We start from the raw sequence: 24,555 nt of genomic DNA on the forward strand, positions 1-24,555 counted from the left end.
ATGACCTGTGCATGCTCAACAACCAAAAAGATCTGGGTGGGCGCTATCCTCGCAATCGTGATCATCGGCGCGCTCACTGCATTTGCCTATACCAGCGAACAGAACGCCCTCCGGGATTCCACCCGGCAGGGGATGATGTCAACGGTGAGTGTTATGGCCACGCAGATCAATGCCAGCGATATTGCCGGGCTCACACCGGGAGACGAGATGTCGCCGCAATATCTCGCCGTTGCAAGACACCTGGAGACCATGCGCAGCATGGATGACAACATCCTCAATGCCTATATCCTCAAGGTGAACCCGGACGAGACCGCCACGTTCCTCGTGGACGATCTCTACCCGCTGGACCCGCAGGGCTCGGCAAAGATCGGCGAAGTGTCAACCGCACCGGACCGGGACGAGATCTTTGCCGCCCTCTCCGGCCCGACCGCATCGAAAGAACCGTACACCACAAAATACGGTTCGTTCTTGAGTGCCTACGCCCCCATCGATGATTCAGTCAACGACTCCGGCGGCAACACGGTCGCCGTGCTCGCCATCGATATATCGGCAAAGGACTACAATAACGAAACCTCGAAAGGCGGGTTCATCCTCCTTACAGGTATTGTATCCATGATCCTTGTCGTCGGTGCGATCTTCTTCGGCACAAAAGGCATCAGGGATACTGAAAAGAAAGCAGAGTGAACACATACCCTGACGGGGAGATGAAAGTCCCCGTAACCTCTATTTTCCTGTGGCACCGATATTATGAAGATGTCACCAGCTCGGACACTATGTATTCTTGGTCTTCTTGCGGCAGCACTTGTGTTCTGCGCGGGATGCACCCAGCCAGCACCTGCAGGAACCTTGCAGGCTCAGGCAACCAACACGCTCCCCACACCGGAAGCAACAACCGCGGCAGCGACCCTGACACCCACCGCTACGACAGTCACCGTATCCACAGCAGTTACCGCCACGGCAACAACAACGGCAACCATGACAAACACGTCAGCGCTGTCTGGCAGGAAGGTGCTGCTCGAGACCACGATGGGCAACATTACCATCGCACTCGATCCCGCGATGCCAGTCACGGCCGGGAACTTCGAGACCCTTGTCAATAAGGGCTTCTATGACGGAACTATCTTCCACCGGGTCATCAACGGCTTCATGATCCAGGGCGGCGACCCCACCGGAACCGGCATGGGCGGACCGGGTTATACAATCCAGGACGAGCCGACCAACGAAACAAACAGCCCCGGTGCAATCGCCATGGCCAACACCGGGCTGCCCAACAGCGGTGGCTCCCAGTTCTTCATCAATCTCGTAAACAACAGTGCGCTTCAGCCCGGCTTTGACAGCCACTATCCGGTATTCGGGAACGTGGTCGGGGGGATGGACGTGGTGGATGCGATCGGGAACGTGCAGACCGATGCAAATAACCGCCCTCTCCAGAATGTAACGATCATCCATGCTGTGATGGTCTGAACACTTTTTTTAAATTCTTCACCCTGGCTCCCCCGGTCATTCACAACACAGAATAATCAGGAGATGACATATTCTTAACCAGCTATGACTGAAGCAGATCAATCCCCAAAACATGTGAAACTCGAGACGAACATGGGCACGATCACCATTGCCCTCGCCCCCGACATGCCGATCACGGCCGGGAACTTCGAAAAACTTGTCAGGGAAGGGTTCTACGACGGCGTAATCTTCCACCGCGTCATCAGCGGTTTCATGCTCCAGGGTGGAGATCCGAAAGGGACCGGCATGGGCGGACCGGGCTATGCGATCAAGGATGAGTTCTCGCCAGGCAACCGGAACGACCGGGGAACCATCTCGATGGCGAATGCCGGCCCCAATACGGGCGGCAGCCAGTTCTTCATCAACCTCGTGAACAACAACTTCCTCGACGGCAAGCACCCAGTCTTTGGCAGGGTTGTCGAAGGAATGGACGTCGTGGACAAGATCGGGAAGACAAAGACCGGCCACGGGGATCGCCCGCTCAAGGACGTTGTTATTGTCAGGGCAGAGATAGCGTAACACGTCCGGAACCACAGCACTTTTTTTTTTAAAAGGACCATAATCCGGGTAGCTACGGAAATATTCTTTCCCGGGTTCACCGGCCCGGAAATGAGATCCGGGATCGATCCTTGTTGGGATCGAACATTTCCCGGCAGGATTTACATGTTTCCAAGGCAGTGTTCGATTGAAAATTTCTGCCCGGGAAACCTTCAGGTAAACCTCGGGTTCATTATCCGGTTATGATAATCAAAGCCCCTCAAGATCGTGCGATCGGAGGATTTCACCGGATCCGGGTCACGGGAAAATATGATCCCCGGGTCTCCTGCCCCGGTGCGGCCCTTCAATCCGGCACCCTGGGGGACTTCATCTCGCGTACAGCCAAAACAAGCCCGTATCGGGCTGCGTTGCCGGATCACCGGTCCCGGTGAACATCCTTTGATGGCCAACCTGTCCACCGCCGGGAAAAAGTCCACGAATTCCTCCAGGATTATCAAAATACGTATAAAACGGGAAGATTTTTTTTCTCTTTAGCGGTGTTCCATGGGGGGGCGTTTCCGGGCCGGCGTATCCATCGTAACCGGGAAGATCGTGCAACCGGTCGCTGATATGTGACCTTTTTTCCGGATTGACCCGGCAAAAAAAGTAAGGGGTACCGGGTGTTCCCTTACGGCCCCATGCCACCCGCTTTGTGGAGAGAGAGGATCTCACCCCCTGGTTATGGGATCGAAGATGCGATTGATTAAAAACGATGCTGTTGAGAAAACATCTTTTCCTGAAGCTCGTGGAGGCAGGCGAGCTGCCCCTGCCGCCGGGGCATCCCCAGAGAGCACTCGTGACGCGGGGGGGTCGCGGGTACATCCTGAACAGGAACCGGCCGAAGAAGGACCTTCGGGTTTTTCAGAGTGTTTCCACTCTTCAGGACCCGGCATGCCAAAGGTACCGGGAGCAACTGCAACAAAAAAGATGATTTTTCAGCGGCAGAAATTTTCGAACTCCGGCCGGCCCTGAATGAAATCAGGAAAGATTACCGGCTCCGGGAAGACCCATTCGTACGGACCGGCAGCGTGCCGGCAAACCGGCGAAGGGCATCAAGACATTGTTTCCTGTCCAGGGCCGAGACGATCCACACAGGCGTTGTCCCGAACTCCGCAGCAATTCCCGCGGGTACCGGTCCCTCAGCCTCGCACTTGTTGAGGATGACCACGAACGGGACCTTTGCCGCAGTCAGCGAAGAATAAAGATGCCGGGTGAATTCATCAACCGGTGAACCAGCGTCTACCAGCAGGACTGCCCCGTCCATTCCTTTCGCTATGATCTCCCGGGCAAACTCAAACCGTTCCTGTCCCGGGGTCCCGTAGAGATGGAGATGGCGGCCGTCCAGTTCCACACGGCCGAAATCGAGGGCCACTGTGGTTGTCCCTCCGGCGCAATTCGCCTCGATATGGGTGGATTCGGGATCGATTGTCTTGATCAACGTTGTTTTTCCCGCGCCAAACGCACCAAAAATAACGATTTTCTGCTTTATCGCTTCCGGCATTGGTACAAAATGGGGCGGGAGGAATGTTTAGAGTTGTGGTTCAGAAGGTTCCGTCAGGATTCTGACGACGGGAAGAACGCATCCGGGTTCTTCTCTTCCTCCGGATCTGATGACCTGTCGGAGAGAGAAAATGGGATCGGGGGAAAATTTATACTGCGAGGTAGTCGTTCGGCGTGGGCATAACTTCCTTTAAGCCCTTGCGCTTGCGGATCCCGACAACGACTTCCTTGACCATGTTGTTGGGAACCAGTTCGAATCCTGCGAACTCGGTGTTCCACATTGCACGGCCTTCAGTAGCGGACCGGATATCACCGGCAAACCCGAAGAGCTCGGCAACCGGTGCCTTGCCGACTACCGAGATGGTGTCGCCCTCGCTCTGCATATCGAAGACCTGGCCGCGCCGTCCCTGGATCTGGGAGGTTGCCGCTCCCATCTGGTCCATCGGGACCGAGATCTGGAGTTTCTGGACCGGCTCTAAGAGCGAGTCGCCGGCGAGTAACATACCGCCCTTGATGGCCCCACGGACTGCGGGGATGACCTGTGCAGGGCCGCGGTGGATTGCGTCCTCGTGAAGCTTCACATCGGTAAGGCTCATCTTGAGGTTCTGGACCGGCTCGTCAGCGAGCGGGCCGCCGGCGAGTGCTTCCCCGATGCCCTCAATGATCAGTTCCATGGTCTCGTTGAGGTACTGGATACCCTTGGTCCTGTCGATGAGCATGTTGGTGCCCTTGATCATCTTGACAGCCTTGGCATCGTCCTTGTCAAAGCCGGCTTTGAGGAGCGCATCACGGCGCTCAAGAGCCTGCTGGTTCATGGAGACTTCGCCCTTCTTGATCAGATCCACGATCCCGTCGGGTAAGGGCTCGAGGGTGAAGTAGAAGCGGTTGTGGCGGTTGGGGGATTTCCCTTCAACATTCTCCACCTTGCCGGTCACGGTCTCACGGTATACCACGATGGGTTCGGAGGTGACGATCTCGACACCTTTATCGCGCTTGATACGCCCGCAGATGATCTCCAGATGCAGTTCTCCCATACCAGAGATGAGATGCTCGCCCGTCTCTTCGTTTATGGTGATGACCAGCGTCGGATCTTCCTTCGCCACCTGCCGGAGCACTTCAACGAGCTTGGGCAGGTCCTTCATGTTCTTTGCTTCGACAGCAACGGTCATGACCGGTTCCGAGTAGTGTTTAAGGGATTCAAACGGTGTGATTTCGAGCAGGTTAGTGACGGTGGAACCGACGAACGCGTCCCGAAGACCGGTAACCGCGGCTATGTTGCCCCCGACAATCTCCTCGACTTCGACACGCTTGGGACCCATGAAGATACCGACCTGCTGGAGACGGTTCTCCTTCATGGCTGAACCCATCACATAGAGCGAATCGCCGCGCTTGAGGCTGCCGGAGAAGAGGCGCCCGGTGGCGACTTCGCCGGCGTGGGGATCAAAGGAGATATCGGTGACCATCATCGCAACGGCACCTTTGGGGTCGCAGTTGATCATCGCCTTTCCTTCCTTGGACTCCTTGTCGCCGTGCCAGATAATCGGGATACGGCGCTTCTGTGCTTCAAGGGGGTTTGGCAGCTGATGAACCACGATATCCAGGAGAACATCCGAGAGCGGACTGTTCTTTGCCAGGTATTTCATGTCGCCTGCACGGCACTTATCGAAAACAATCTTGAAGGAGATCCCGCTCTTCTTCATGAAGGGTACCGAAACTGCCCAGTTATAGAGCGCGGACCCGAAGGCTACCGTACCTGCACCAGCATCAAGTTTCCAGCCGCTATTGTAGGCTTCCTCGTTCATGCCCTTGATGAGCTTGTTGACCTTGTCGATAACCTTGCCGAGACGGATCTGCATCTCCATCTCATCGACTTTCAGCTCATTGACGAGCCGGTCGACCTTGTTGATGAAGAGAACAGGGCGGACACCCTCCTTGAGGGCCTGCCGGAGCACGGTCTCGGTCTGGGGCATGGTACCTTCAACTGCATCAACGAGAACTACTGCACCGTCAACTGCACGCATAGCACGGGTGACGTCGCCACCGAAGTCAACGTGACCGGGCGTATCGATCATGTTGATTAAGTAATCCTGACCTTCATACTCGTGCACCATCGAGACGTTGGATGCGTCAATAGTGATACCGCGGGCCTGCTCTTCCGGATCTGAGTCCATGAAGAGCTGCTTTCCTGCGAGCTCCTCAGAGATGATGCCTGCACCTGAAAGCAGGTTGTCAGAAAGAGTTGTCTTGCCGTGGTCGATGTGTGCTACGATACCGATATTCCGAATGTGCTTCGGTTCCTTCATGAGCTCAGTTACGCGCTCGACTGATTTTTTGCCGCGGACCATGAAAATTACCTCAAAAAAAGATGTTTAACGGGCGGATTTTGCAATGCGCTCGCGTTCTTCCTTTTTCCCTACCGAGTAACACTTCATGTCGCCCTTGGAGGCGGCGATCAGTTCATCGGCGAGGATTGCACTTGCGCTCTTCTTGCTGGAGCGGGACGCCTTCAGGGTTGCCTCAGCGAGGAACCCGATGGCGGTGTCGACCCTGCGCATGGGTGCGGTGTCGACAGATTTCGGGACATTGATACCACCATATTTCAGGCGGACGGTCTCTTCCCGGGGACCTGAGTTGGCGATTGCCTCAACCAGCACTTCGATGGGGTTGCGTTTGGTCTTCTTGTTGACGATCTCGAATGCGTCCCGCACGATCCGGATTGCAAGCTGTTTCTTCCCGGTATTATTCTCGGTCTGCATCAGGCGGTTGATTAACCGCTCGACGATCATCATATTGCTCTTCCCGAATTCCTGCCGGGAGAACTTACCGCAGGTATGGGGGATGATCATGGAGGTGAGGGTGACATAGCGCATGAGGCTCGGGTCTGTAACCTTGACTTCGGAGGCATCCCATTTGTTGAACAGAAGTTTCTGTCCGGTGGTTGTTGCTTCGGTTTCCGTCATCTGCATCACCTGCGCGGTTTCTCCTTGCGGCCGATGACCATTTCGTGAAGGCAGACATTGTTGACTTTGGTCACAACGAACCTGACCCCGGGGATATCACCCATCGAACGCCCGAGACGGCCGCCGATACCTTCGATCTCCACTTCATCGTGTTCATCAATGAAGTTGATCGCACCGTCGCCGACTGCAAACGCGCTTACCTGGCGTCCGTTCTTAATAAGCTGGACGCGAACGCATTTCCGGATAGCGGAGTTGGGCTGCTTGGCTTCAACACCGATCTTTTCCAGCACGATACCTCTCGCCTGTGGCGCACCCTCGAGGGGATCCGACTTCACATCGAGGTTGAGTTCGCGGCGGGCGTAGTTCTTGTCTGCCCACCGGAACTTATTTGAGTCCCGAACCAATTTTCTGGCTGCAAATTTACCCTGTCCCATTAAATAGCCTCGTTTTAGTTGTTTTCGTGGTTATCGATAACCCACACTGAGATATATACTAACGCGGGTGATCGATTTATAAATTGTGGCACCCCACCTGCCTGTCTTATACTATTATTCCTCACTCATAATAATCTTATATCCCGCTTAAACCAATACTGTACAATGAAAGTCGGGATCTATAAGGAAGTGCAGATCGATGCGAGCCATCGCCTGCTCCACTACAAGGGGAAATGCGCCAGCCTTCACGGGCACCGCTGGAAGGTGGAGGTCTGGATTGAAGGGGAACCCGACGCGAAGACCAATATCCTGATCGATTACAACCTGATCAAGCAGGTGGTGGCAAAATACGATCACCAGATCATCCTGAACCAGGATGATCCGATGGTGGCAGCAATCCGGCAGCTCCAGCATGTGATCACGACTCCCGGCGATCCTACCAGCGAACTGCTTGCGCTCATTATCCGGAACGATCTGTACGAGATCTGTAAGACGCAGGGGATCGATGCGACCGTGTCCCGGATCCGGGTCTGGGAATCCCCGAACGCGTATGCGGAACTGAAGACGCCCGACACATTATCAGAGCTTCCCGATGCAGATCGCTGATATCTTTGTGAGCCTCCAGGGAGAGGGAAAGAACCAGGGCAGGCCATGTCTTTTCATCCGTCTTGCCGGCTGCAATCTTGACTGTTCCTGGTGCGATACGAAAGAGTCCCGCAGCGGGGGGATTTCCATGAGCATGGATACGGTCCTCGAGCAGATCTGGCGCGTCAACCCGACGTATGTCTGCATTACCGGCGGTGAACCCCTCCTGCAGGCAGATGCCCTCGAACTCCTCCTCGCTTCCCTTCACCGGCGGGGGACAGAGATTGATATCGAGACCAACGGTACGATCGACTTCTCCCCGCTCCAGAAGTACGCATCGGTCTGCATGGACGTGAAATGCCCGTCTTCGGGAGTGCAGAGCGATCTCGGACTGCTCGGGAAGATCCGCCCGGATGACACGGTGAAGTTTGTTGTAAAGGATGAAAACGACTGCCGGTACGCGCAAGGTGTGATCGCCTCGCACCGGATAGCGGGGGAGATCTTTTTCTCACCGGTTTTCGGAGCGGATTACCAGGTAATCTCAAAATTTATCCTGACCAACAACCTGCCGGTCCGGATGCAGGTTCAGCTGCACAAGGTCATCGGAGTGAAATGATGAACGCGGTTTGTTTATTATCGGGAGGTATGGACTCGTCTACCCTTGCTTACGTGGCAAAGAGCAAAGGATACGATATTCTCGCCCTGCACCTGAATTACGGGCAGCGGACGGAGCAAAAAGAGCTGGCAAGTGCGAAGAAGATCGCAAAACTCCTGGACGCAAAGGCATTCGTCGGGATCAACCTGGATTATTTTGCAAAATTCGGGGCGAACAGTCTCACGGATAAAGAGATCGCTGTCGAAGATTTTGACCCGGAACGGGCACATATGCCCAATACCTACGTCCCGTTCCGGAACGCGAACCTGCTTTCGATTGCCACCGGTTTTGCCGAAGCAAAGGATGCGGATGCAATCTTTATCGGAGTCCAGTCGCTGGACTACAGCGGATATCCCGACTGCCGCCCGCAATTTATAGAAGCCTTCCAGAAAGTGATCGATCTCGGGACAAAAGACACCACGAAAATCACGCTCTATGCACCGTTCATCCGCATGACCAAGACCGATATCCTGCGCGAGGGCAGCCGGCTTGGAGTACCCTACGAGCATACCTGGTCCTGTTACCGGAACGAAGGAAAGGCATGCGGGACCTGTGGCTCCTGCCATTTCCGCAGGGAGGCGTTTGACGCTGTGGGGATCCGGGACCCGATCGAGTACGAGGGATAAATGGAGATCTTCCGTAGCAGACGCCTCTGGATCGAGACAAAGACGATCCGTCTCCCGACAGGCAGGGAGCGTGAGAAGGTGATCGTGCACCCGTCCGGAGCCGTAGCCATCCTTCCCATACACGAGGGCATGTGCAAGCTCCTGCGGCAGTACCGGTATGCGATTGATGAACATATCATTGAAGCACCTGCCGGCACCATGGAAGAGGGTGAAGACCCGCTGACAACGGCCCGTCGTGAGCTGATTGAAGAGACGGGATTTGCAGCCGGGACGATTATTCCCCGGGGGTTCATCTACACGACCCCGGGATTTACCGATGAAAAGATCTTCCTGTTCGAGGCCAGGGACTTGTCACCGTCACAGGAATATGGGAAAGACGAGGATGAGGTGATTGAAGTGATCGATGTTGCCATCGGTGACCTTCCGGAGATGATCCGTAACGGGGATATCGTTGATGGGAAGACGATCTGCCTGATCCAGCGCTGCCTGGGGTGCTGACGATGCGGGCAGTCATTATTCTTATTATAATTCTCATTGCGGCGACAGCCATTGCCGGATGCACCAGCAGTCCCCCTGCCACGCCATCCTATTCCGTAAATAACAACGGCGTCCTCTCGGTAACCTGCGCACCCGTCACGACAACCGAGAACATGCTCTTCTCGAACGAGACATACACTGAATCGCGGGTTGTCCTGCACACTCAAACCGGTGATGTAGTAACGTACCTGAGCTATCCAAAACAGCCAAAAGCCGTGATGGTGTACATTCCTGGTGCCGGAGAGAAAATATCGGGGCATGCAGAGCGGATGGTAACATATGCAGCAGCCGGGTATGCATTCATGTTTGTCGATATCCGGGGCCGGGGTGGGGAGACAGAAGGCGACGCGTTCAATCCCCAGACGGATTATGCCAGATTCGAGAGCGGCAACTGGCCCCAGTACTATCTGACCATCTGCGACATCTCGTCGGCACGCGCTGTGCTTGCCAGCCGGTTCAGCGTCCCCGTCTATGCAGTCGGGGGAAGCAACGGCGGACGATACGCGGCAGTAGCGGCCGGGGTCGATCCGAAATTCGCCGGGTACGTGGGGATTTCAACCGCGGACTGGGGACTCCGGGACGCGGTTCTTGATCAGGGCGGGTCGGGAGATATCCTGAGGTTTGCTACATCCCTTGAACCGAGCACCTACCTGCCAGGGATCTCTCCCCGACCGGTCTGGATGTTCCATAATGCAACCGACCCGTTCATTCCCTTCGCCGATGGAAAAGCCCTCTTTGCTACGGCAAACGAGCCAAAAACATTCATCGAGTTTAATGGCGATCACGGGATCAACTCAGATGTCGATCAGCGGCTTATAGCACAATGGGCGCAAATTTATGGCACGTGAGTGTGAATAAGTAATAGCTTCAGAGAGGTTTGAGTCCGGCAATGGCAGAAGAACGGGAGATGGACGACGCGCGAAAGCGTTACGAGTTCAAAAAGGCGCTCGAAAAACTCGAGTCGCAGCAGGGAGACGGAACGGAACTTATCACGATCTATATCCCTCCTGACAAGCAGATCTACGATGTTACCAACCAGCTCAAGGACGAGTTTGGCCAGTGCGCCAATATCAAGAGCAAACAGACCAAAACCAACGTCCAGAGTGCCATCTCCTCCATCCTCTCCCGGCTCAAATACTACAAGCGCCCCCCGCAGCATGGACTCGCGATCTTCTGCGGGACGGTAAAACTCTACGGTGATCGCACGGATCTCCAGTGTACAATTGTCGAACCTCCCGAACCGCTCAACCTCTACATGTACCGGTGCAGCTCGAACTTCGAGCTCGAACCGCTCAAACAGATGCTCGAAGAAAAGACCATCTACGGGCTTCTCGTCCTTGACCGCCGGGAGGCGTACTGGGGCTTTTTACGCGGCAACCGGATCGAGCCCGTGGGCGGTACAACCTCAACAGTCCCGGGAAAGACGCGCAAAGGCGGCCAGTCCGCTGCCCGGTTCGGGCGTCTCAGGGAGATCGCGATTGCCGAGTTCTATACAAGAATCGGGGAGCGGGCCAGTGCCATTTTCCTTGCAGAGAAGGATTTCTTCGAGCGATTCAAGGGTGTGCTGATCGGTGGCCCCAGCCCGACAAAAGAGGAGTTCGAGGCCGGTAACTTCCTCCACCACGAGATCCAGAAGCGGATCATCGGGATCTTCGACGTAGCATATACCAACGAAGACGGGCTTTCGGAGCTGGTGGATGCGGCAAAGGACGCGCTCAAGGGCATGACCGTCATCAAGGAGAAGGCGTACATGGACAAGTTCTTACGGGAGCTTGTCAAGGATGACAACAATGCAGCCTATGGGGAAGAGAGTATCAGGAAAAATCTTGAGATCGGGGCAGTCGACACCCTGCTCCTCTCGGCAAACCTCCGTAAATCAAGGCTCCGGATAAAATGCCAGAGCTGTGACTTCACCGATGAGAAGACAGTTCAGATTGAGCCGGGAAAATCGGTCCAGGACATCCCCTTTGGTTCCTGTCCGAAATGTACCGCACCGCTCATTCTCGAAGAGGAGATCGATATCATCGACGAACTGACCAAACTCGCTGAACAGAGCAGTGCAAAAGTCGAGCTGATATCTGATGATTTCGAAGAGGGTTCGATCCTCTTCACGGCATTCGGCGGGATCGCAGCGATCCTCCGCTACAGGACGGGACTCTGATGCTGCACAAGGCATACGAAACAATCGGGAATGCAATAAAGGAACAGACCGGACTGCCGGATGCACAACTCATAGACGGCGGAGAGCATGCGGACCTGGCATCGACCGTTGCATTCTCCCTTGCAAAAGAGAAGAAGCAGGCGCCGGTGAAGATTGCCCAGGACCTTGCCCTTGAACTGGCAAAGAACCCGCAGCTTGCCGGGATTACCGTAGAAGCGAAGGGGCCTTACATCAACTTCATTCTCGGGAAAGAGTTCGTCTCGGAAGCCGTGAAAGCAGCGGTGCAGCCCGGGTACGGGACGCTCCCGCGAAAGCCGACCCGGGTAGTGCTCGAGCACACGAGCGCCAACCCGAACGGTCCGCTGCACGTGGGACATATACGGAACTCAATCATCGGCGACACCCTTGCCCGGGCATTCCGTAAAGCGGGCTATCCGCTCGAAGTGCAGTATTATGTCAATGATATGGGCCGCCAGATCGCGATCGTGGTCTGGGGGTTCGACAACCTCGACAGCACCCAGCTGCCGGGCGAGAAGGAAGACGCCCACATCGCCCGTGTCTATATTGCTGCGAACCGGGAGATCGAGAGAGACCCCGGGATCACTCAGCAGGTGAACACCCTGATGCAGCTGGTAGAGAACGGCGATCCCGCAACGGTCAAAAAATTCCGGAGGGAAGTCTCGCGGTGCCTCGACGGGTTCAAGGTCACGATGAAGAACCTGAACGTGGCTCATGACCGTTTCGTCTGGGAGAGCGATTTCATCCGGAACGGGTACACGGAGCGGATCATCAACCGGATACGCAAACTCCCGCAGGCGGTGGACGATGAGACGCTCGCACTTGACCTCTCGGGCTGTGGTTTCGAGAACAAGTACGTAATCCGGCGCAGTGACGGGACTTCAGTGTACGCGGCACGGGATCTTGCGTTCCACGTATGGAAGGCGGCCAACTTCGACCGGATGATCGATGTCCTCGGGGCAGACCACAAGCTGATCGGCTCACAGCTCCAGTGCACCCTGCGGCTGCTTGGAGAGAGGGCCCCGGAGATCGTCACGTTCGAATTCGTCTCCCTGCCGGAAGGATCGATGAGTACCCGTGCAGGCAAATTCGTCTCTGCCGATGACCTGATCACGGAGATCACGAAGCGGGCCCTTAATGAGGTAACGACACGCAGGCCGGAACTGGATGAAGAGACACGCCATTCGATTGCAAAATCGGTCGGGCTTGCGGCAATCCGCTACGATATCGTAAAGGTCTCACCGGAGAAGAGTACGGTGTTCGACTGGAAGGAAGCCCTGGATTTCGAGCGGCAGAGCGGCCCCTATATCCAGTACGCCCACGCCCGTGCCTGCAGTCTTCTCGAAAAAGCCGGCATATTCACCGAATGTTACGATCTGGAAACGGAACAGGAAATCAGGCTTGCTAAACAGATCGCAAAATTCCCCGTTGTTATCGATAAAGTCATTGCAGAACTCAGGCCGCATATCCTTGCCACATATGCCCGGGAGCTTGCGGATACATTCAACACATTTTACCACTTTGAACCGGTGCTGAAGAGTGAGGGGAATATCCGGGACCGCCGGCTGACGCTGGTCAGGGCAGCGCAGAACACGCTCAAAGAGTCCCTCGAAACGCTTGGGATCGATGCCATCAGTTCCATGTAAATCCCTGCAGAAACAGGGGTACCAGTTTTTTTCAAAGACCTCTTCGGCAGCCCTCAAGCCCTGCATGTGGTGCAAGCGGGCGCTGGCCGGGGGAGAGATGTGCTACAAGCACCAGTTCTACGGAATTGACAGCCACCGCTGCGTCCAGCTGACGCCGACCCTGCGATGCAACCAGCGGTGTCTCTTCTGCTGGCGATCATTCGAGCACGAAGCCGTGGAAGAAGAGGAGTGTCCCCCCGAGACAATCCTTGCAGGGATCCACAAATTCCAGAAAAAGGCGCTGGCCGGATACAATGCGGTGCTCGATAATACCGTAACGGAGGAGCGGTGGCGGGAGGCACTGGATCCCCGTCACGTGGCAATCTCCCTATCGGGCGAGCCCACACTGTACAGCAGGCTCCCGCAGCTCATCGACCTCTTCAACAGCAAAGGATACACTACATTCCTCGTGAGCAATGGAACCTGCCCGGAAATGCTCAGGAGATGTAACCCTTTCCAGATGTATGTCTCGCTGGATGCACCTGACGAGCAGACGTACCTCAGCGTGTGCCGCCCGTCCGGAGATTACTGGGAACGGGTCGGGGAGAGTCTCAGGGGCCTCGGTTCGCGCCGCTCTGCGGTGAGGATCACTCTTGTGAAAGGCCTCAATGATTTTTCACCGGAAAAATATGCAGCAATCCTCCAGGATTCGGGGGCACAATTCGTTGAAGTAAAGGGATATATGTATCTGGGATACAGTAGAAATCGTTTGTCAAGGGAGAATATGCCGGAGCATGCGTATGTGCGATCATTTGCCGGGAAGATCGTGAAGGCGTGCGATTACCGGTTCAGGGACGAAAACGAGTTGAGCAGAGTGATCTGCCTGGAGCGAGAGAGATGAAGTTCAATCCTGATGAATGGAAACGGAAGGCACACGATAACTTCGAAGGGGCATGGCACGAAGGACCCTCAGTTCTGACATCCGCAGGACACGCGGGCACCTACCCATCACGAGCCTACAAGAGGGCTCAGCCCCACCCGATCTTTGCCACGATCAACCGGCTGCGGGAGACGTACCTCTCCCTTGGTTTCGATGAAGCGGAAAACCCGGTTATTATCGAAGAGCAGGACATCTACCGCCAGTTCGGTCCCGAGGCGATGGCCGTCCTCGACCGGGTCTTTTATCTTGGCGGACTCCCGCGCCCGAACGTAGGGATCGCCCGCAAACAACTGGACGAGATCAACGATATTCTGATGAGCCATAGGAATCCGCTCGTCCACCAGGAGTCTGGCCCTGCCGGACAGTCCCATGGCCATTACCAGCCGATGACAAAGGAGACCGAGGAGCACTTACGGGAGACACTCCATGCGTACAAGAAGTCAGAGATTGATGGCGACGAGCTGACCTATGAACTCGCAAAAGTCCTCGGCGTTGACGACGCACTCGTAGTGCATATCCTCGACGCGGTCTTCCCGGAATTCCGGGCCCTTGCCCCGGAGTCCTCGAGGTCAACCCTTCGCAGTCATATGACGAGCGGCTGGTTCATGACGCTTGGCTCCATCTGGGACAAGACTCCGCTGCCGATCCGGATGTTCTCAGTGGACCGGTGTTTCCGGCGCGAGCAGGCTGAGGGGCCTACCCGGCTCATGACATACCATTCGGCCTCCTGCATTGTAGCTGGGGAAGATGTCACAAATGAGGAGGGAAAAGCGGTCAGCGAAGCGCTTCTCTCGGCGTTCGGGTATACCGACTTCCGGTTCCAGCCGGATGAGAAACGCTCCAAGTATTATATGCCGGACTCCCAGACCGAGGTTTATGCCCGGCACCCGGTACACGGATGGGTAGAAGTTGCAACCTTTGGCATGTATTCTCCCTCGGCACTTGCAGAGTACGGCATCGGCGTCCCGGTCATGAACCTCGGCCTGGGCGTCGAGCGGCTGGCAATGATCGCGTACAATGCAAATGATGTCCGGCAGCTCTGCTTCCCGCAGTTCTCACCCAGGCAACTGACCGACCGGGAGATCCTGCGGGCAGTCCACCTGCGGGAAGAGCCACGATCACCTGAAGGAAGACTCATGGCCACTGCCATTGCACAGACGGCGGCTGCCCATGCCACCGAGCAGGGCCCCTGTTCCTTTGAGGCCTGGGCGGGGACCATCGGGGACCTGAAGCTGAAGGTGATCGTGGAAGAGACGGAGTCCAACGCGAAGCTCCTGGGCCCTGCCTGCGCAAACGAGATCTTTGTTCACGAAGGCTCCATCCTGGGCGTACCGGATGCAGAAAAATGGAAACAGGTACGGACGGAGGGGGTAACGACAGGGATCACCTACCTCAGCGCGGCCTCATCCCTTGCCGCTGCGCGGATCGAAGAGGCAGCCCGCTGCGGGAGACCTGCAAACATCCAGGTGAAGATGGCAAAGCTCCCCAGCGATATCAACCTGAAGATCGAGGAGTATGCGATGCGGTTCATCACGGACAACAAGAAGAAGGTCGATGTCCGCGGGCCGGTATTCCTCGCCGTGCGATCCGTTATCGGGGACTGAGCTGCCGGCTGCCGGCATCCTCACACCCGGTTCCTTTTTTTCATCAGGATGCGGGTACTTCCCGATTTACTTCACCGGTGGAGACGGGGGAGTCCGGGACCCGGGAGAGCTCCCCGAGGAGAAGGATCGTTGCAGTTTTATCGAGCGGCTGGTTGTCATTGCCGCATTTGGGGGAATAGATGCAGGAGGGACACCCGTCTTCGCACCGGCAATCTTTTACCAGCTGGAAAGCGGAGGAAAAGATCCCGGGGAGGAGCCCGAACGCTTTCTCAGCAAGCCCGATCCCTCCTTCGCAGGCATCATAGACAAACACTGTCGGCTCGCCTTCATCACCAAAGGCAGGGGATGATAAACCCCCGATATCCCACCGGTCGCAGATCACATGCAGTGGCATCAGGGCGATGATCGCATGTTCAGCCCCATGAAGTCCCCCGGCGAAATCAAGTCCGCGACCATTGATGGCCTGTTCGGTCGCAGCGGGAGCAATGAACCAGAATGCTTTCGTCCTGAAAGTAAGCGGTGGCAGGGTCAGGGGCTCGACTCCGATGATGGTATCACCGCGTTTGATCTTATAGCCGGTGAAGCATTCGGTCACTTCGACCTCACCGAACGCGCACCGCACTCCATTCACAACCCGGGTATCGAGGACTTCGATAACGGAGAGATTCACCTCCTTGAGGGGTTGGGTGTAGTAATCGACATCGATCTCCGTCACCCGGATGGCATGCGTTTCGAGATCCATCTCGTTGACAATGTACGTCTCGCCCTGGTGGAGCATGATCGCCCCCTTGTGTGCCTCACGGTATGCCTGCCCGAGATCCATGGTTTCGAGCAATCTGCCGCGGCACATGATCCGGAAGGTTTCTCCGGGAATCCCGTCGAGTCTCACCGCATCGGCTGCACGGCCCCTGCCGGAATAAACCCACCCGCGAGATGTCTTCCTGACAAGATCGCTTGCTGCAAGTTCTGATAATAACCCGGGTGCAGATTTCCCGAACAGATCCAGCTCGGTATCGTCTTTCAGGGGCAGCTCTGCGGCGGCACAAAGCAGGTGGCCGGACAGAATGTACGGGTTCTCCGTATCGATGATCGCATGCTCATGGGGCCGGCTGAAGAACTGGTCCGGATGTCTCATAAAATACTGGTCAAGAGGGTTGGCCTGTGCCACAAGGATCGCAAGGGCCTCCCCACCGCTTCTCCCTGCACGCCCCGCCTGTTGCCGGGTCGACATCATGGTCCCGGGAAATCCTGAGATGAGTACAGCGTCAAGGGTACCTATATCGATGCCGAGCTCAAGCGCATTTGTCGATACAACGGCTTTCATCTCCCCTTCTTTCAGTTGGCGTTCGAGCCGACGCCTCTCTTCCGGAAGAAATCCAGCACGGTATGCGGAGATAGATTCTGCAAGTCGTGCGGATAATCGACGGGCGTCCTCCCGGGCCCAGACGGTTATCAGTTCTGCCATCTTCCGCGAACCGGTGAAACAGATGGTCTGGAGATCTTCCCTCATGCATGAAACAAGGAGATCCTTGGTCTCCTGGTGCGTAGAGCGCTCTCCGACACCGTTGTAAAACGGGTTGTAAAGGACAAAACTCTTTCTGCCATGGGGGGATCCATCGTCATCCACAAGAAGAAAATCCTGGCCGGTAAGACACCGGGCAAATTTTCGCGGGTTTGCAAGAGTGGCAGTCGAGAGGATAAATCGGGGGGAGGAGCCGTAATGTCGGCAGAGCCGCAGGAGCCGCCGGATTACGAGCGCAACATGTGACCCAAAGACACCACGGTAACGGTGTGATTCATCAATGATGACGAATTCTAGGTTGGAAAGAACGGGGCGCCACTTTGCATGCCATGAAAGCACCTGGTGGAGTTCATGCGGGTTTGAGATAATGATCCGGGAGTGTTCACGGATCGCTGCCCTTTTCGATTGGGGCGTATCGCCATCATATATCGCGGGACTTGCAGGGATACCCGTGAACTGTGCCATCTGCGCAAGAGTGGAGTATTGGTCATTTGACAGCGCTTTTGTCGGATACAGGTAAAGAGCCCTTGCATCAGGATATATATGCAAAAGTTCAAAGACCGGAATGTTGAAGGCAAGAGTTTTGCCACTTGCTGTGGGAGTGGTGATAATGACATTCCGTTTTGCCCGGACATGGTTGATTACTTCACACTGGTGAGAATACAACCGGATCCTCTTCTGCAGAAGGTATGCCTCAAGGGTCCTGGAAAGGGGGGTATCAAGCTCACCATACCGGGGAGACTCCGGTTCAGTTGTCTCGGTATGCACAATTCTTTTGGCATATGTTGGGTTGGCGTAGAGAAACCGGACGATTTCAGGCCCTGCCATAAGATTCCTCCAAGAGATGGAAAAAGAGTAAGGCAAGCGAGTGGATATCCTGCTTGTTGTGCTCAACAATGGGAATGAGCGGCCCGATGTTGCCCGTCTGCAGGTACGTCTCATAAAATTCCGGCACCATCTGGCCCGGGATATCGTCTTCTCTTCCAATACCCAGAATCCCCCGTTCGAGATCAGTAAGGCGCAGCGAAGGAAGTTTATCTTTCCAGCGTCTCCTGCTGAAATGGAGCACATCGAAGTGCGGGATTCTGCCGGGAGAGCCCATTCCGTAATAAGCCAGGCGGTCGGCAATGTAAGGCAGATCGAAAGACTTGCCGTTGAAGGTGACAAGTGCCGGGTTATCCCCGGAGAGGTGTTCGACCGTCGCGGTCAGGGCTGCAAGCTCTTCCGTTATGTCCCGAAGAAGATACTGGTGGACATTCATATTGTGACCTTCAACCAAACCTACACCAAAGAGGATGATAGGTCGTGAAAACAGTCCGAGCGTTTCGATATCTATGAAAATAAAATCCTCCGGATTGTGCAGGCATGCAGTTCCGAGAATGGCCGGGTGCGATTTCGCGTGTCTGCGCCCGATCCATTCCATTATCTCGAGAGTGTTTGTACCGGAGATGCACTCAAGGACGTCACGGGCCCCGGCCCGGAACGTGGGGTGTGAAATGAGGTCTGACAGGGTGAGGAAACCACGGGCATTCAGCTTCTTCTCGGTCGTTCGCCCAATGCCCCGTACAAGAGTGAGATCTCCCATAATCGTTTTCCTGAATCGATCAATGTCAACCATGGGACGCGAGAGATCCAGCCGGCTTTCACAGGAAAAGCAACTGCCCCCGTCATTCGAGACCTCGGAGCCATTGAACGCAGAGTCAAAGGGAGTATCCTCGAAACGGGCGAGGAGCGCTGCCATCTGTTTTCGCGCCTGGTCGTATTCTGAGACGAAAACTACATTGTTTGAGAGGCTGCTGCCGAAAATGTTCCCGTCGCGGACAACTTCATACTCGTTGACGGACTGCATCCGCTGCTGCCACATAGGGCCAATCCTTGGGGGGGCATGGACGGACAACATTATCTGAATACAAAATCATGACTGGCAGGTTTAAAGATCCGGCCGTGCAGGGTGAAAGTGACGGGAATACTGATGTGACAAGGCAACAAACCTCTTGAGCAATGATCACCATCTTCCAGCATGGCAAGGATGAATCTGCCGGGGAGATCACGACCTGCCTTGAGGAGTACGGCACATCGTTTGACATCGTCAGGTTGTTCGAAACCAACGAGACGCCGACCGAAATTCCTGCGAGTCTTATCGTGCTGGGGGGTCAGATGAGTGTCAATGAGACAGAAGAATATTCGTATTTTATCCGGGAGAAAGAGATCATCAGGGAGATGATTACACGGCAGAGACCTGTGTTCGGGATCTGTCTTGGGGCCCAGATGATCGCCTCGGCATTTGGCGAGAGGGTCTTCCCATCCACACCAGAGCGCGGCTGGTGCCGGGTCTACGGGGATCATCTGGGAAATACGTTTCCATTTCCTCAAATAGGTACAGTGTTTCACTGGCACGATGAGACATTTAATCTCCCTATGCAGGCAACGCTCCTTTTACAGGGAGATCGTGTGAAAAACCAGGCGTTCCGTTTGGGAAGCGCAGTGGGCGTCCAGTTCCACCCGGAAGTGACACTGAAGATCATCTCCCGATGGTCTGAAAAGCTATGCCCACGTGAGAGAAATCAGTTGCTGCGGGATTCGGAACACGAGATTGAGGGTAATAAGGAGCGGTGTGGGATCCTGACGGAAAAATTCCTGAACGGATGGGGACGCTGATGTGCGTCAAAGGCCTGTTAATCGATCTCGATGGCGTTATTTACGTCGGGGATACACCTATCGACGGGGCACGTAACGCGATCGCGTTTTTGGTGCAGAACGATATACCATTCCGGTTTCTTTCCAACACGACACGAAAATCCAGGCGGACTATAGCGGGGAAACTGGCAGCGATGGGCTTCGAAATTCCTGAAGAACATATTTTTACTCCACCTCTTGCCGCGATAGCTCACATGAGAAAAACCGGCCGTAACCGGTATCATCTTCTCACGACAGGGGATGTTGATCAGGATTTTAACGATATCGGATTAAACGACGGGACGGGACTGGTCGACTACGTAATCCTCGGGGATGCCGGAGATGCAGTTACCTACAACAGCCTCAACCGGGCGTTCAGGCAGCTTATGGGGGGAGCTGAACTGATCGCCCTTGAGAGAGACAGGTACTGGTTGTCTGGCGATGGCCTGGCCCTCTCTGCCGGCCCGTTTGTGACTGCGCTTGAGTTCGCAACCGGGAAAAAAGCCACTGTAGTGGGAAAGCCATCCAGGGCTTTCTTTGAACTTGCCCTCCAGGAGATTGGCCTGCACAGGGATCAGGTTGCAATGATCGGTGATGATATCGTTACTGACATTGAGGGGGCACAGGCTGCAGGAATCCGGGGGATTCTTGTCAGGACAGGTAAATTCCGTGAACAGGATCTCACCCCGGGGGGAATCATCCCATGGAAGACCATCGATTCCATTGCCGGCATAAAGGAGATCCTGTGAGATGCCATGAATTCACTTAACCGTAAACTGACTGCTGTCATCGCGATTTTGATATTCCTGATTATTGCTGTGATCTGTGCAGGATTTCTGGCAAACGGCAATACGATTATTACACCGCATATCACCCCGGTAAAAACAGACACTGCGATACCGGCGCCGGTCTATACCTTCCCGTTTGAACAGTCACAGGTCACGATATCAAGTCCGGTCGATTCTTCGGTGTATGCCGGGGCCAAATCGGCCGACAAGGATACGTACACCCGTGGGAATATCTCAGATAATGTCCTGTTGACGGATACGTACCTCTCCATGATGAATGATCCCAACCAGGAAGCGTTTTATACAGATCTTATTTCCGCCATGAGATCAGTCCGGGAAAAACAAGGGCTCAACGACGACGAATACTTGGAACTTATCACCGTGTTCGTCCAGTCAATCCAGTATGAAACAATCAGCGAGAACCCACCAAAATTTCCCATTGAAACATATGTAGAGAAATCAGGGGACTGCGATGACAAAAGTATCCTGCTTGCAGGCATACTCTCCCGGGAAGGGTACAAAGTCGCCCTCCTCTCATTCCCCAATGAATCCCATATGGCAATAGGAGTAGTCTGCCCGGGAACGGATTATAAGAATACCGGGTACGCGTTCGTGGAAACGACCGAGCTGTCCTTTGTCGGGGTTCCCACAGAGACGCTGGAAGGGGGCATACAACTCGTATCTACACCCATTGTAATCCCGGTCGGGAACGGAACGAGAACATTCGGAAGCTGCGGAGAGTCCCAGTACCTGGATTCGGTATTTCATTCGACTGAACAGGAAGTGAATACGCTTACTCCCCAGATCGATGCGATGAAAGGACAAATGGACAGTCTTTACCAGGCTCATGATGTGAACGATTATAATTTGCGTGTGCCGATCTATAACGATCTGCAGCACAAGCGGTTATTGCTTGCAGAGATCCATAATTACATCCTTGATCATCAGTTTGACCGGAAAGGCACATACGAATATGTAAGCCAGAATTTTCCGTCTTAAACCAATCATTTTCCTAATCCGCCAGTTTTTCCAGAGAGAGAAATTCTGGTGCCGGATAACCAGGAGATTCCCGATCCGGGTCTTTTGAATCTTTGAGTCTTTTCATGGCCTGTGCCGAGTATTGTTCCGATACGTCGATACCGATAAAACGTCTGCCAAGTTTCCAGGCTACAAGGGTAGTTGTGCCGGCCCCATTGAACGGATCGAGTACGATGTCGTGTTTATATGAGAAGAGTTTCATCAGCCGTCGTGGCAACTCTTCCGGAAACATCGCAGGGTGATTATGATCTTTCATACGGGTTTCCGGGGGAAACGACCACCGGCCCTTCACCCATTCCTTGAATTCTTCAGCTGTAATATCGATATCTTCCTTTCTTCCGGGTTTTTTATGAGATTCCTTGTCAAAAACCTCGATGTATTCCCAAGTATATTTGATATAAGGCATCGATGGGGATTTCCAGCTGCCCCATGCAGTGTACTTGGCATTGTAATTATTTTTCTCCCAGAGAATCTCCGCTCTCCAGAGAAGCCCCAGACTTGCCAGCTGGCGGGATATAATGTGATGCGTAGGAATGTAATCGGAGAAGAGAGGCTGGATATTTACAGCAATCCGCCCGCCGGGTTTGATCACCCGTTCGCATTCCCTCCACACAACAAGCAGTTTTTGAAAATATTCATTCCATTCGTGCGTATCATCGTGAGGATCCTGTGCGTATGAATGCCCGAAGTTATACGGAGGGGACGTGATGACAAGATCGATGCTGTTGTCAGGGAGGTGAGACAGAACGGTTTGAGCATCTCCACAGATTATACGATTCACAAACCGGTGAAAATCGGCAGGATCGCCAGTAGCGATACTCTTCCTGGCATACCGGGAACCCTGGCGGATCCTGGCTTTCCCTTCCTTGTCCTTAACTTTCTCCGGTTTCATCTTCTTAATCCCAGGATACTGTAGTACGATGCGGGGAGTAAAATGTGCCGAAACAATACTGTGCCAGGATTAACGAGAAAAGCGTTTAATGCAGCAATGGACATATTGTCTACGATTATCTTATGCTCCATATTGAGGATCTGCATGTAAAAGTTGGCGACAGGGAAGTATTACACGACATCAATCTCCACATCGGGGAGGGTGAGACCCATGTGCTTCTGGGCCCCAACGGGTCGGGGAAGACAACGCTTCTCATGACACTCATGGGATATTCCAATTATACTATCACCAGTGGAAAAATTATTTTCAAAGGAGAAGACGTGACAAAGATGAGAGCCCATGACCGGGCAAAGCGCGGGATCGGCATGCTTTTCCAGCGCCCGCCGACCATCTCAGGCCTGAAACTGGGCAAGCTGCTCACGGCAATTTCCCGGACAAAAAAAGAAGATATCCCCGCACTTGCCGCGTCAGTCCATATGGACAAATTCCTCGAGAGAGACATCAATAAAGGTTTTTCAGGAGGTGAGATCAAACGCAGCGAGGTACTCCAGCTGATGATCCAGAATCCGGATTTCATAATGCTCGATGAGCCGGAAAGCGGTGTGGATATAGAGAACATCTCTCTCATCGGGACCGCAATTGGATCCCTTCTGGAAAAAGACAAACATGTTATCAAACGCCAGAAGAGCGGGCTGGTCATCACCCATACGGGCTATATTCTCGATTATCTCGAGACGGATCGTGGTCATGTGATGTGCGACGGGCAGATCCGGTGCCACGGGAATCCCCGTGAAATCATGAAAGATATAAAACAGCGCGGCTATAAGGAGTGCCTGGAATGTCGCAGCCCATAAAAGTCCCGGAGATCTCAAAAGTCGACAGGGAGAGACTCGCCCAATCGGGCATCGACCTTGAGATGAAGAACAGGTGTGGCAGTTATCTCCAGATGGATCAGGATATTGTGCATTCCGAATGTGCTGAGGAAGGCATTGAAGTCCTCCCGTACAAGAAAGCGATGGAAAAATACGACTGGCTTAAGGATTATGCCTGGAAGGTCGTGTCACCGGAGAAAGATGATGTCACGAAATATGTTGCGGCCCAGAACGATCCTAAAGGGTACGTCATCATCGCGCATAAGGGATCAAATAACATCTTCCCCATCCAGGCATGCCTGTTTCTGGGTCGCGAACAGATCCAGCATGTCCATAATATTATCATAGCTGAAGAAGGAGCCGAACTCCATATCATATCAGGTTGCACCAGCGGCGAACATGTCGGGAAGGGCGGGGCGCACTACGGCATCTCCGAATTTTATGTAAAAAAGAATGCGAAGATCAGTTTCACGATGATCCACAACTGGAGCGAGAATATCGAGGTATATCCGCGGAGCGCGTCCGTTGTAGAGGAGAATGGGGTTTTTCTTTCCAACTATGTCTGCATGCAGCCGGTGAAAAAGGTGCAGATGTATCCGACAGCAACACTGAAAGGAGAGAATTCGGTTGCACGGTTCAGCAGCGTTGTGATCGCAACATCGGGGTCCTACATGGATCTCGGATCCCGTGCAATCCTTGAGGGAAAGGGCGCCAGTGCAGAGCTTATAACCCGTGCCATCACCAAGGGGGGTACGATCATTTCCCGTGGCCATATCAACGGGAAAACTGCGGGTACCAGGGGCCATCTGGAATGCAAGGGACTTATCCTCAAAGACGGGCTGATTTACGCAATACCGGAGATCGAAGGCTCCGTAGTCGGCACTGAGCTCTCGCATGAGGCCGCAGTGGGTAAACTTGCCCAGGAAGAGATTGAATATCTTATGTCCCGTGGACTCGATGAGGATGAGGCCACCGCAACAATCATCCGGGGGTTCCTCGATGTGAAAATCTCCGGCCTTCCTGAAGCCTTACAGAAACAGATCGATGCATCTATAGATGTGGCGGAGAAAGCAGGATTTTGA

At 54.4% G+C, this 24,555-nt stretch carries 24 protein-coding genes; 17 read left to right on the forward strand and 7 right to left on the reverse strand.

Annotated features, from left to right (window positions below; translation table 11 throughout):
• From WBL42_RS09120 to WBL42_RS09130, 3 genes are all read left to right on the forward strand, one after another.
• The gene (locus WBL42_RS09120) at positions 1–684 is read left to right on the forward strand and encodes a hypothetical protein (RefSeq protein ID WP_424720958.1); all 684 of its coding nucleotides are present in this window, start codon (positions 1–3) and stop codon (positions 682–684) included.
• A gap of 69 nt (positions 685–753) precedes the next feature.
• On the forward strand, positions 754–1,464 hold the full coding sequence (locus tag WBL42_RS09125) for a peptidylprolyl isomerase (RefSeq protein WP_424720959.1): 711 nt from the start codon (positions 754–756) through the stop codon (positions 1,462–1,464).
• A gap of 84 nt (positions 1,465–1,548) precedes the next feature.
• On the forward strand, positions 1,549–2,022 hold the full coding sequence (locus tag WBL42_RS09130) for a peptidylprolyl isomerase (protein WP_424720960.1): 474 nt from the start codon (positions 1,549–1,551) through the stop codon (positions 2,020–2,022).
• 1,006 nt (positions 2,023–3,028) lie between these two features.
• On the opposite strand, the gene WBL42_RS09135 is transcribed toward WBL42_RS09130, so the two are convergent.
• The 4 genes from WBL42_RS09135 to WBL42_RS09150 form a co-directional block, all read right to left on the reverse strand.
• Complete coding sequence (locus tag WBL42_RS09135) at positions 3,029–3,541, reverse strand: GTP-binding protein (RefSeq protein WP_424720961.1); 513 nt, start codon at positions 3,539–3,541, stop codon at positions 3,029–3,031.
• A 148-nt stretch (positions 3,542–3,689) separates the two neighbouring features.
• Positions 3,690–5,885 carry an elongation factor EF-2 gene (locus WBL42_RS09140; RefSeq protein WP_424720962.1) on the reverse strand — a complete coding sequence of 732 codons (2,196 nt, stop codon included), beginning with the start codon at positions 5,883–5,885 and terminating at the stop codon, positions 3,690–3,692.
• Positions 5,886–5,909: 24 nt separating this feature from the next.
• Positions 5,910–6,500, reverse strand: a complete 591-nt coding sequence (locus WBL42_RS09145; RefSeq protein ID WP_424721007.1) for a 30S ribosomal protein S7 — start codon at positions 6,498–6,500, stop codon at positions 5,910–5,912.
• A gap of 5 nt (positions 6,501–6,505) precedes the next feature.
• Complete coding sequence (locus WBL42_RS09150; RefSeq protein WP_015286779.1) at positions 6,506–6,934, reverse strand: 30S ribosomal protein S12; 429 nt, start codon at positions 6,932–6,934, stop codon at positions 6,506–6,508.
• A gap of 165 nt (positions 6,935–7,099) precedes the next feature.
• Between WBL42_RS09150 and WBL42_RS09155 the strand changes: the two genes are divergently transcribed.
• From WBL42_RS09155 to sepS, 9 genes are read left to right on the forward strand one after another with little or no spacing between them, the layout of a single operon-like run.
• A complete protein-coding gene (locus WBL42_RS09155) occupies positions 7,100–7,540 on the forward strand; it encodes a 6-carboxytetrahydropterin synthase (protein WP_424720963.1) in 441 nt (146 codons plus the stop codon).
• Complete coding sequence (locus WBL42_RS09160; RefSeq protein WP_424720964.1) at positions 7,527–8,135, forward strand: 7-carboxy-7-deazaguanine synthase QueE; 609 nt, start codon at positions 7,527–7,529, stop codon at positions 8,133–8,135. Before WBL42_RS09155 ends, WBL42_RS09160 begins: the two co-directional genes overlap by 14 nt.
• Positions 8,135–8,800, forward strand: a complete 666-nt coding sequence (queC, locus tag WBL42_RS09165) for a 7-cyano-7-deazaguanine synthase QueC (RefSeq protein ID WP_424721008.1) — start codon at positions 8,135–8,137, stop codon at positions 8,798–8,800. The genes WBL42_RS09160 and queC overlap by 1 nt, the downstream gene beginning before the upstream one ends.
• Positions 8,801–9,298, forward strand: a complete 498-nt coding sequence (locus WBL42_RS09170; RefSeq protein ID WP_424720965.1) for an NUDIX hydrolase — start codon at positions 8,801–8,803, stop codon at positions 9,296–9,298.
• A gap of 2 nt (positions 9,299–9,300) precedes the next feature.
• A complete protein-coding gene (locus WBL42_RS09175; RefSeq protein WP_424720966.1) occupies positions 9,301–10,185 on the forward strand; it encodes an alpha/beta hydrolase in 885 nt (294 codons plus the stop codon).
• A gap of 41 nt (positions 10,186–10,226) precedes the next feature.
• Positions 10,227–11,498, forward strand: coding sequence for a peptide chain release factor aRF-1 (gene prf1 / locus WBL42_RS09180; RefSeq protein WP_424720967.1), 1,272 nt, complete (start codon positions 10,227–10,229; stop codon positions 11,496–11,498).
• Positions 11,498–13,162: an arginine--tRNA ligase gene (argS, locus tag WBL42_RS09185; RefSeq protein ID WP_424720968.1), complete on the forward strand. Its 1,665-nt coding sequence runs from the start codon at positions 11,498–11,500 to the stop codon at positions 13,160–13,162. The genes prf1 and argS overlap by 1 nt, the downstream gene beginning before the upstream one ends.
• Positions 13,143–14,042 (forward strand): 4-demethylwyosine synthase TYW1, encoded by a 900-nt coding sequence (gene twy1, locus WBL42_RS09190; protein WP_424720969.1) that lies wholly within the window; start codon positions 13,143–13,145, stop codon positions 14,040–14,042. The genes argS and twy1 overlap by 20 nt, the downstream gene beginning before the upstream one ends.
• On the forward strand, positions 14,039–15,685 hold the full coding sequence (gene sepS / locus WBL42_RS09195) for an O-phosphoserine--tRNA ligase (RefSeq protein WP_424720970.1): 1,647 nt from the start codon (positions 14,039–14,041) through the stop codon (positions 15,683–15,685). The genes twy1 and sepS overlap by 4 nt, the downstream gene beginning before the upstream one ends.
• A 43-nt stretch (positions 15,686–15,728) precedes the next feature.
• On the opposite strand, the gene WBL42_RS09200 is transcribed toward sepS, so the two are convergent.
• Positions 15,729–18,035, reverse strand: coding sequence for a DEAD/DEAH box helicase (locus WBL42_RS09200; RefSeq protein ID WP_424720971.1), 2,307 nt, complete (start codon positions 18,033–18,035; stop codon positions 15,729–15,731).
• On the reverse strand, positions 18,022–19,071 hold the full coding sequence (locus WBL42_RS09205; RefSeq protein ID WP_424720972.1) for a ribonuclease H-like domain-containing protein: 1,050 nt from the start codon (positions 19,069–19,071) through the stop codon (positions 18,022–18,024). Before WBL42_RS09205 ends, WBL42_RS09200 begins: the two co-directional genes overlap by 14 nt.
• Before the next feature lie 137 nt (positions 19,072–19,208).
• Here WBL42_RS09205 and WBL42_RS09210 point away from each other — a divergent pair, with 137 nt between their 5' ends.
• From WBL42_RS09210 to WBL42_RS09220, 3 genes are read left to right on the forward strand one after another with little or no spacing between them, the layout of a single operon-like run.
• The gene (locus tag WBL42_RS09210) at positions 19,209–19,865 is read left to right on the forward strand and encodes a type 1 glutamine amidotransferase (RefSeq protein ID WP_424720973.1); all 657 of its coding nucleotides are present in this window, start codon (positions 19,209–19,211) and stop codon (positions 19,863–19,865) included.
• Entirely contained in the window at positions 19,820–20,632 is an 813-nt protein-coding gene (locus WBL42_RS09215) for a TIGR01458 family HAD-type hydrolase (RefSeq protein ID WP_424720974.1), read from the forward strand. The genes WBL42_RS09210 and WBL42_RS09215 overlap by 46 nt, the downstream gene beginning before the upstream one ends.
• A 6-nt stretch (positions 20,633–20,638) precedes the next feature.
• The gene (locus WBL42_RS09220; RefSeq protein WP_424720975.1) at positions 20,639–21,670 is read left to right on the forward strand and encodes a hypothetical protein; all 1,032 of its coding nucleotides are present in this window, start codon (positions 20,639–20,641) and stop codon (positions 21,668–21,670) included.
• Positions 21,671–21,683: 13 nt separating this feature from the next.
• Here WBL42_RS09220 and WBL42_RS09225 read toward each other — a convergent pair whose 3' ends face one another.
• Positions 21,684–22,601, reverse strand: coding sequence for a DNA-methyltransferase (locus WBL42_RS09225; protein ID WP_424720976.1), 918 nt, complete (start codon positions 22,599–22,601; stop codon positions 21,684–21,686).
• 122 nt (positions 22,602–22,723) lie between these two features.
• Between WBL42_RS09225 and WBL42_RS09230 the strand changes: the two genes are divergently transcribed.
• On the forward strand, positions 22,724–23,455 hold the full coding sequence (locus WBL42_RS09230; protein WP_424720977.1) for an ABC transporter ATP-binding protein: 732 nt from the start codon (positions 22,724–22,726) through the stop codon (positions 23,453–23,455).
• Positions 23,440–24,555, forward strand: a complete 1,116-nt coding sequence (locus WBL42_RS09235) for a SufB/SufD family protein (protein WP_424720978.1) — start codon at positions 23,440–23,442, stop codon at positions 24,553–24,555. The genes WBL42_RS09230 and WBL42_RS09235 overlap by 16 nt, the downstream gene beginning before the upstream one ends.

The sequence above is a fragment of the Methanoregula sp. genome (assembly GCF_049686655.1).
Lineage (GTDB): Archaea > Halobacteriota > Methanomicrobia > Methanomicrobiales > Methanospirillaceae > Methanoregula.

Coding starts and splice junctions, on each gene's coding strand:
- WBL42_RS09205 (WP_424720972.1), bottom strand. CDS start 19,071: ATGTGGCAGCAGCGGATGCAGTCCGTCAACGAGTATGAAGTTGTCCGC.
- WBL42_RS09230 (WP_424720977.1), top strand. CDS start 22,724: ATGCTCCATATTGAGGATCTGCATGTAAAAGTTGGCGACAGGGAAGTA.
- WBL42_RS09225 (WP_424720976.1), bottom strand. CDS start 22,601: ATGAAACCGGAGAAAGTTAAGGACAAGGAAGGGAAAGCCAGGATCCGC.
- WBL42_RS09220 (WP_424720975.1), top strand. CDS start 20,639: ATGAATTCACTTAACCGTAAACTGACTGCTGTCATCGCGATTTTGATA.
- WBL42_RS09210 (WP_424720973.1), top strand. CDS start 19,209: ATGATCACCATCTTCCAGCATGGCAAGGATGAATCTGCCGGGGAGATC.
- WBL42_RS09145 (WP_424721007.1), bottom strand. CDS start 6,500: ATGACGGAAACCGAAGCAACAACCACCGGACAGAAACTTCTGTTCAAC.
- WBL42_RS09120 (WP_424720958.1), top strand. CDS start 1: ATGACCTGTGCATGCTCAACAACCAAAAAGATCTGGGTGGGCGCTATC.
- queC (WP_424721008.1), top strand. CDS start 8,135: ATGAACGCGGTTTGTTTATTATCGGGAGGTATGGACTCGTCTACCCTT.
- WBL42_RS09170 (WP_424720965.1), top strand. CDS start 8,801: ATGGAGATCTTCCGTAGCAGACGCCTCTGGATCGAGACAAAGACGATC.
- WBL42_RS09130 (WP_424720960.1), top strand. CDS start 1,549: ATGACTGAAGCAGATCAATCCCCAAAACATGTGAAACTCGAGACGAAC.
- argS (WP_424720968.1), top strand. CDS start 11,498: ATGCTGCACAAGGCATACGAAACAATCGGGAATGCAATAAAGGAACAG.
- WBL42_RS09135 (WP_424720961.1), bottom strand. CDS start 3,541: ATGCCGGAAGCGATAAAGCAGAAAATCGTTATTTTTGGTGCGTTTGGC.
- WBL42_RS09175 (WP_424720966.1), top strand. CDS start 9,301: ATGCGGGCAGTCATTATTCTTATTATAATTCTCATTGCGGCGACAGCC.
- WBL42_RS09200 (WP_424720971.1), bottom strand. CDS start 18,035: ATGGCAGGGCCTGAAATCGTCCGGTTTCTCTACGCCAACCCAACATAT.
- sepS (WP_424720970.1), top strand. CDS start 14,039: ATGAAGTTCAATCCTGATGAATGGAAACGGAAGGCACACGATAACTTC.
- twy1 (WP_424720969.1), top strand. CDS start 13,143: ATGCCATCAGTTCCATGTAAATCCCTGCAGAAACAGGGGTACCAGTTT.
- WBL42_RS09140 (WP_424720962.1), bottom strand. CDS start 5,885: ATGGTCCGCGGCAAAAAATCAGTCGAGCGCGTAACTGAGCTCATGAAG.
- WBL42_RS09160 (WP_424720964.1), top strand. CDS start 7,527: ATGCAGATCGCTGATATCTTTGTGAGCCTCCAGGGAGAGGGAAAGAAC.
- WBL42_RS09150 (WP_015286779.1), bottom strand. CDS start 6,934: ATGGGACAGGGTAAATTTGCAGCCAGAAAATTGGTTCGGGACTCAAAT.
- prf1 (WP_424720967.1), top strand. CDS start 10,227: ATGGCAGAAGAACGGGAGATGGACGACGCGCGAAAGCGTTACGAGTTC.
- WBL42_RS09125 (WP_424720959.1), top strand. CDS start 754: ATGTCACCAGCTCGGACACTATGTATTCTTGGTCTTCTTGCGGCAGCA.
- WBL42_RS09155 (WP_424720963.1), top strand. CDS start 7,100: ATGAAAGTCGGGATCTATAAGGAAGTGCAGATCGATGCGAGCCATCGC.
- WBL42_RS09235 (WP_424720978.1), top strand. CDS start 23,440: ATGTCGCAGCCCATAAAAGTCCCGGAGATCTCAAAAGTCGACAGGGAG.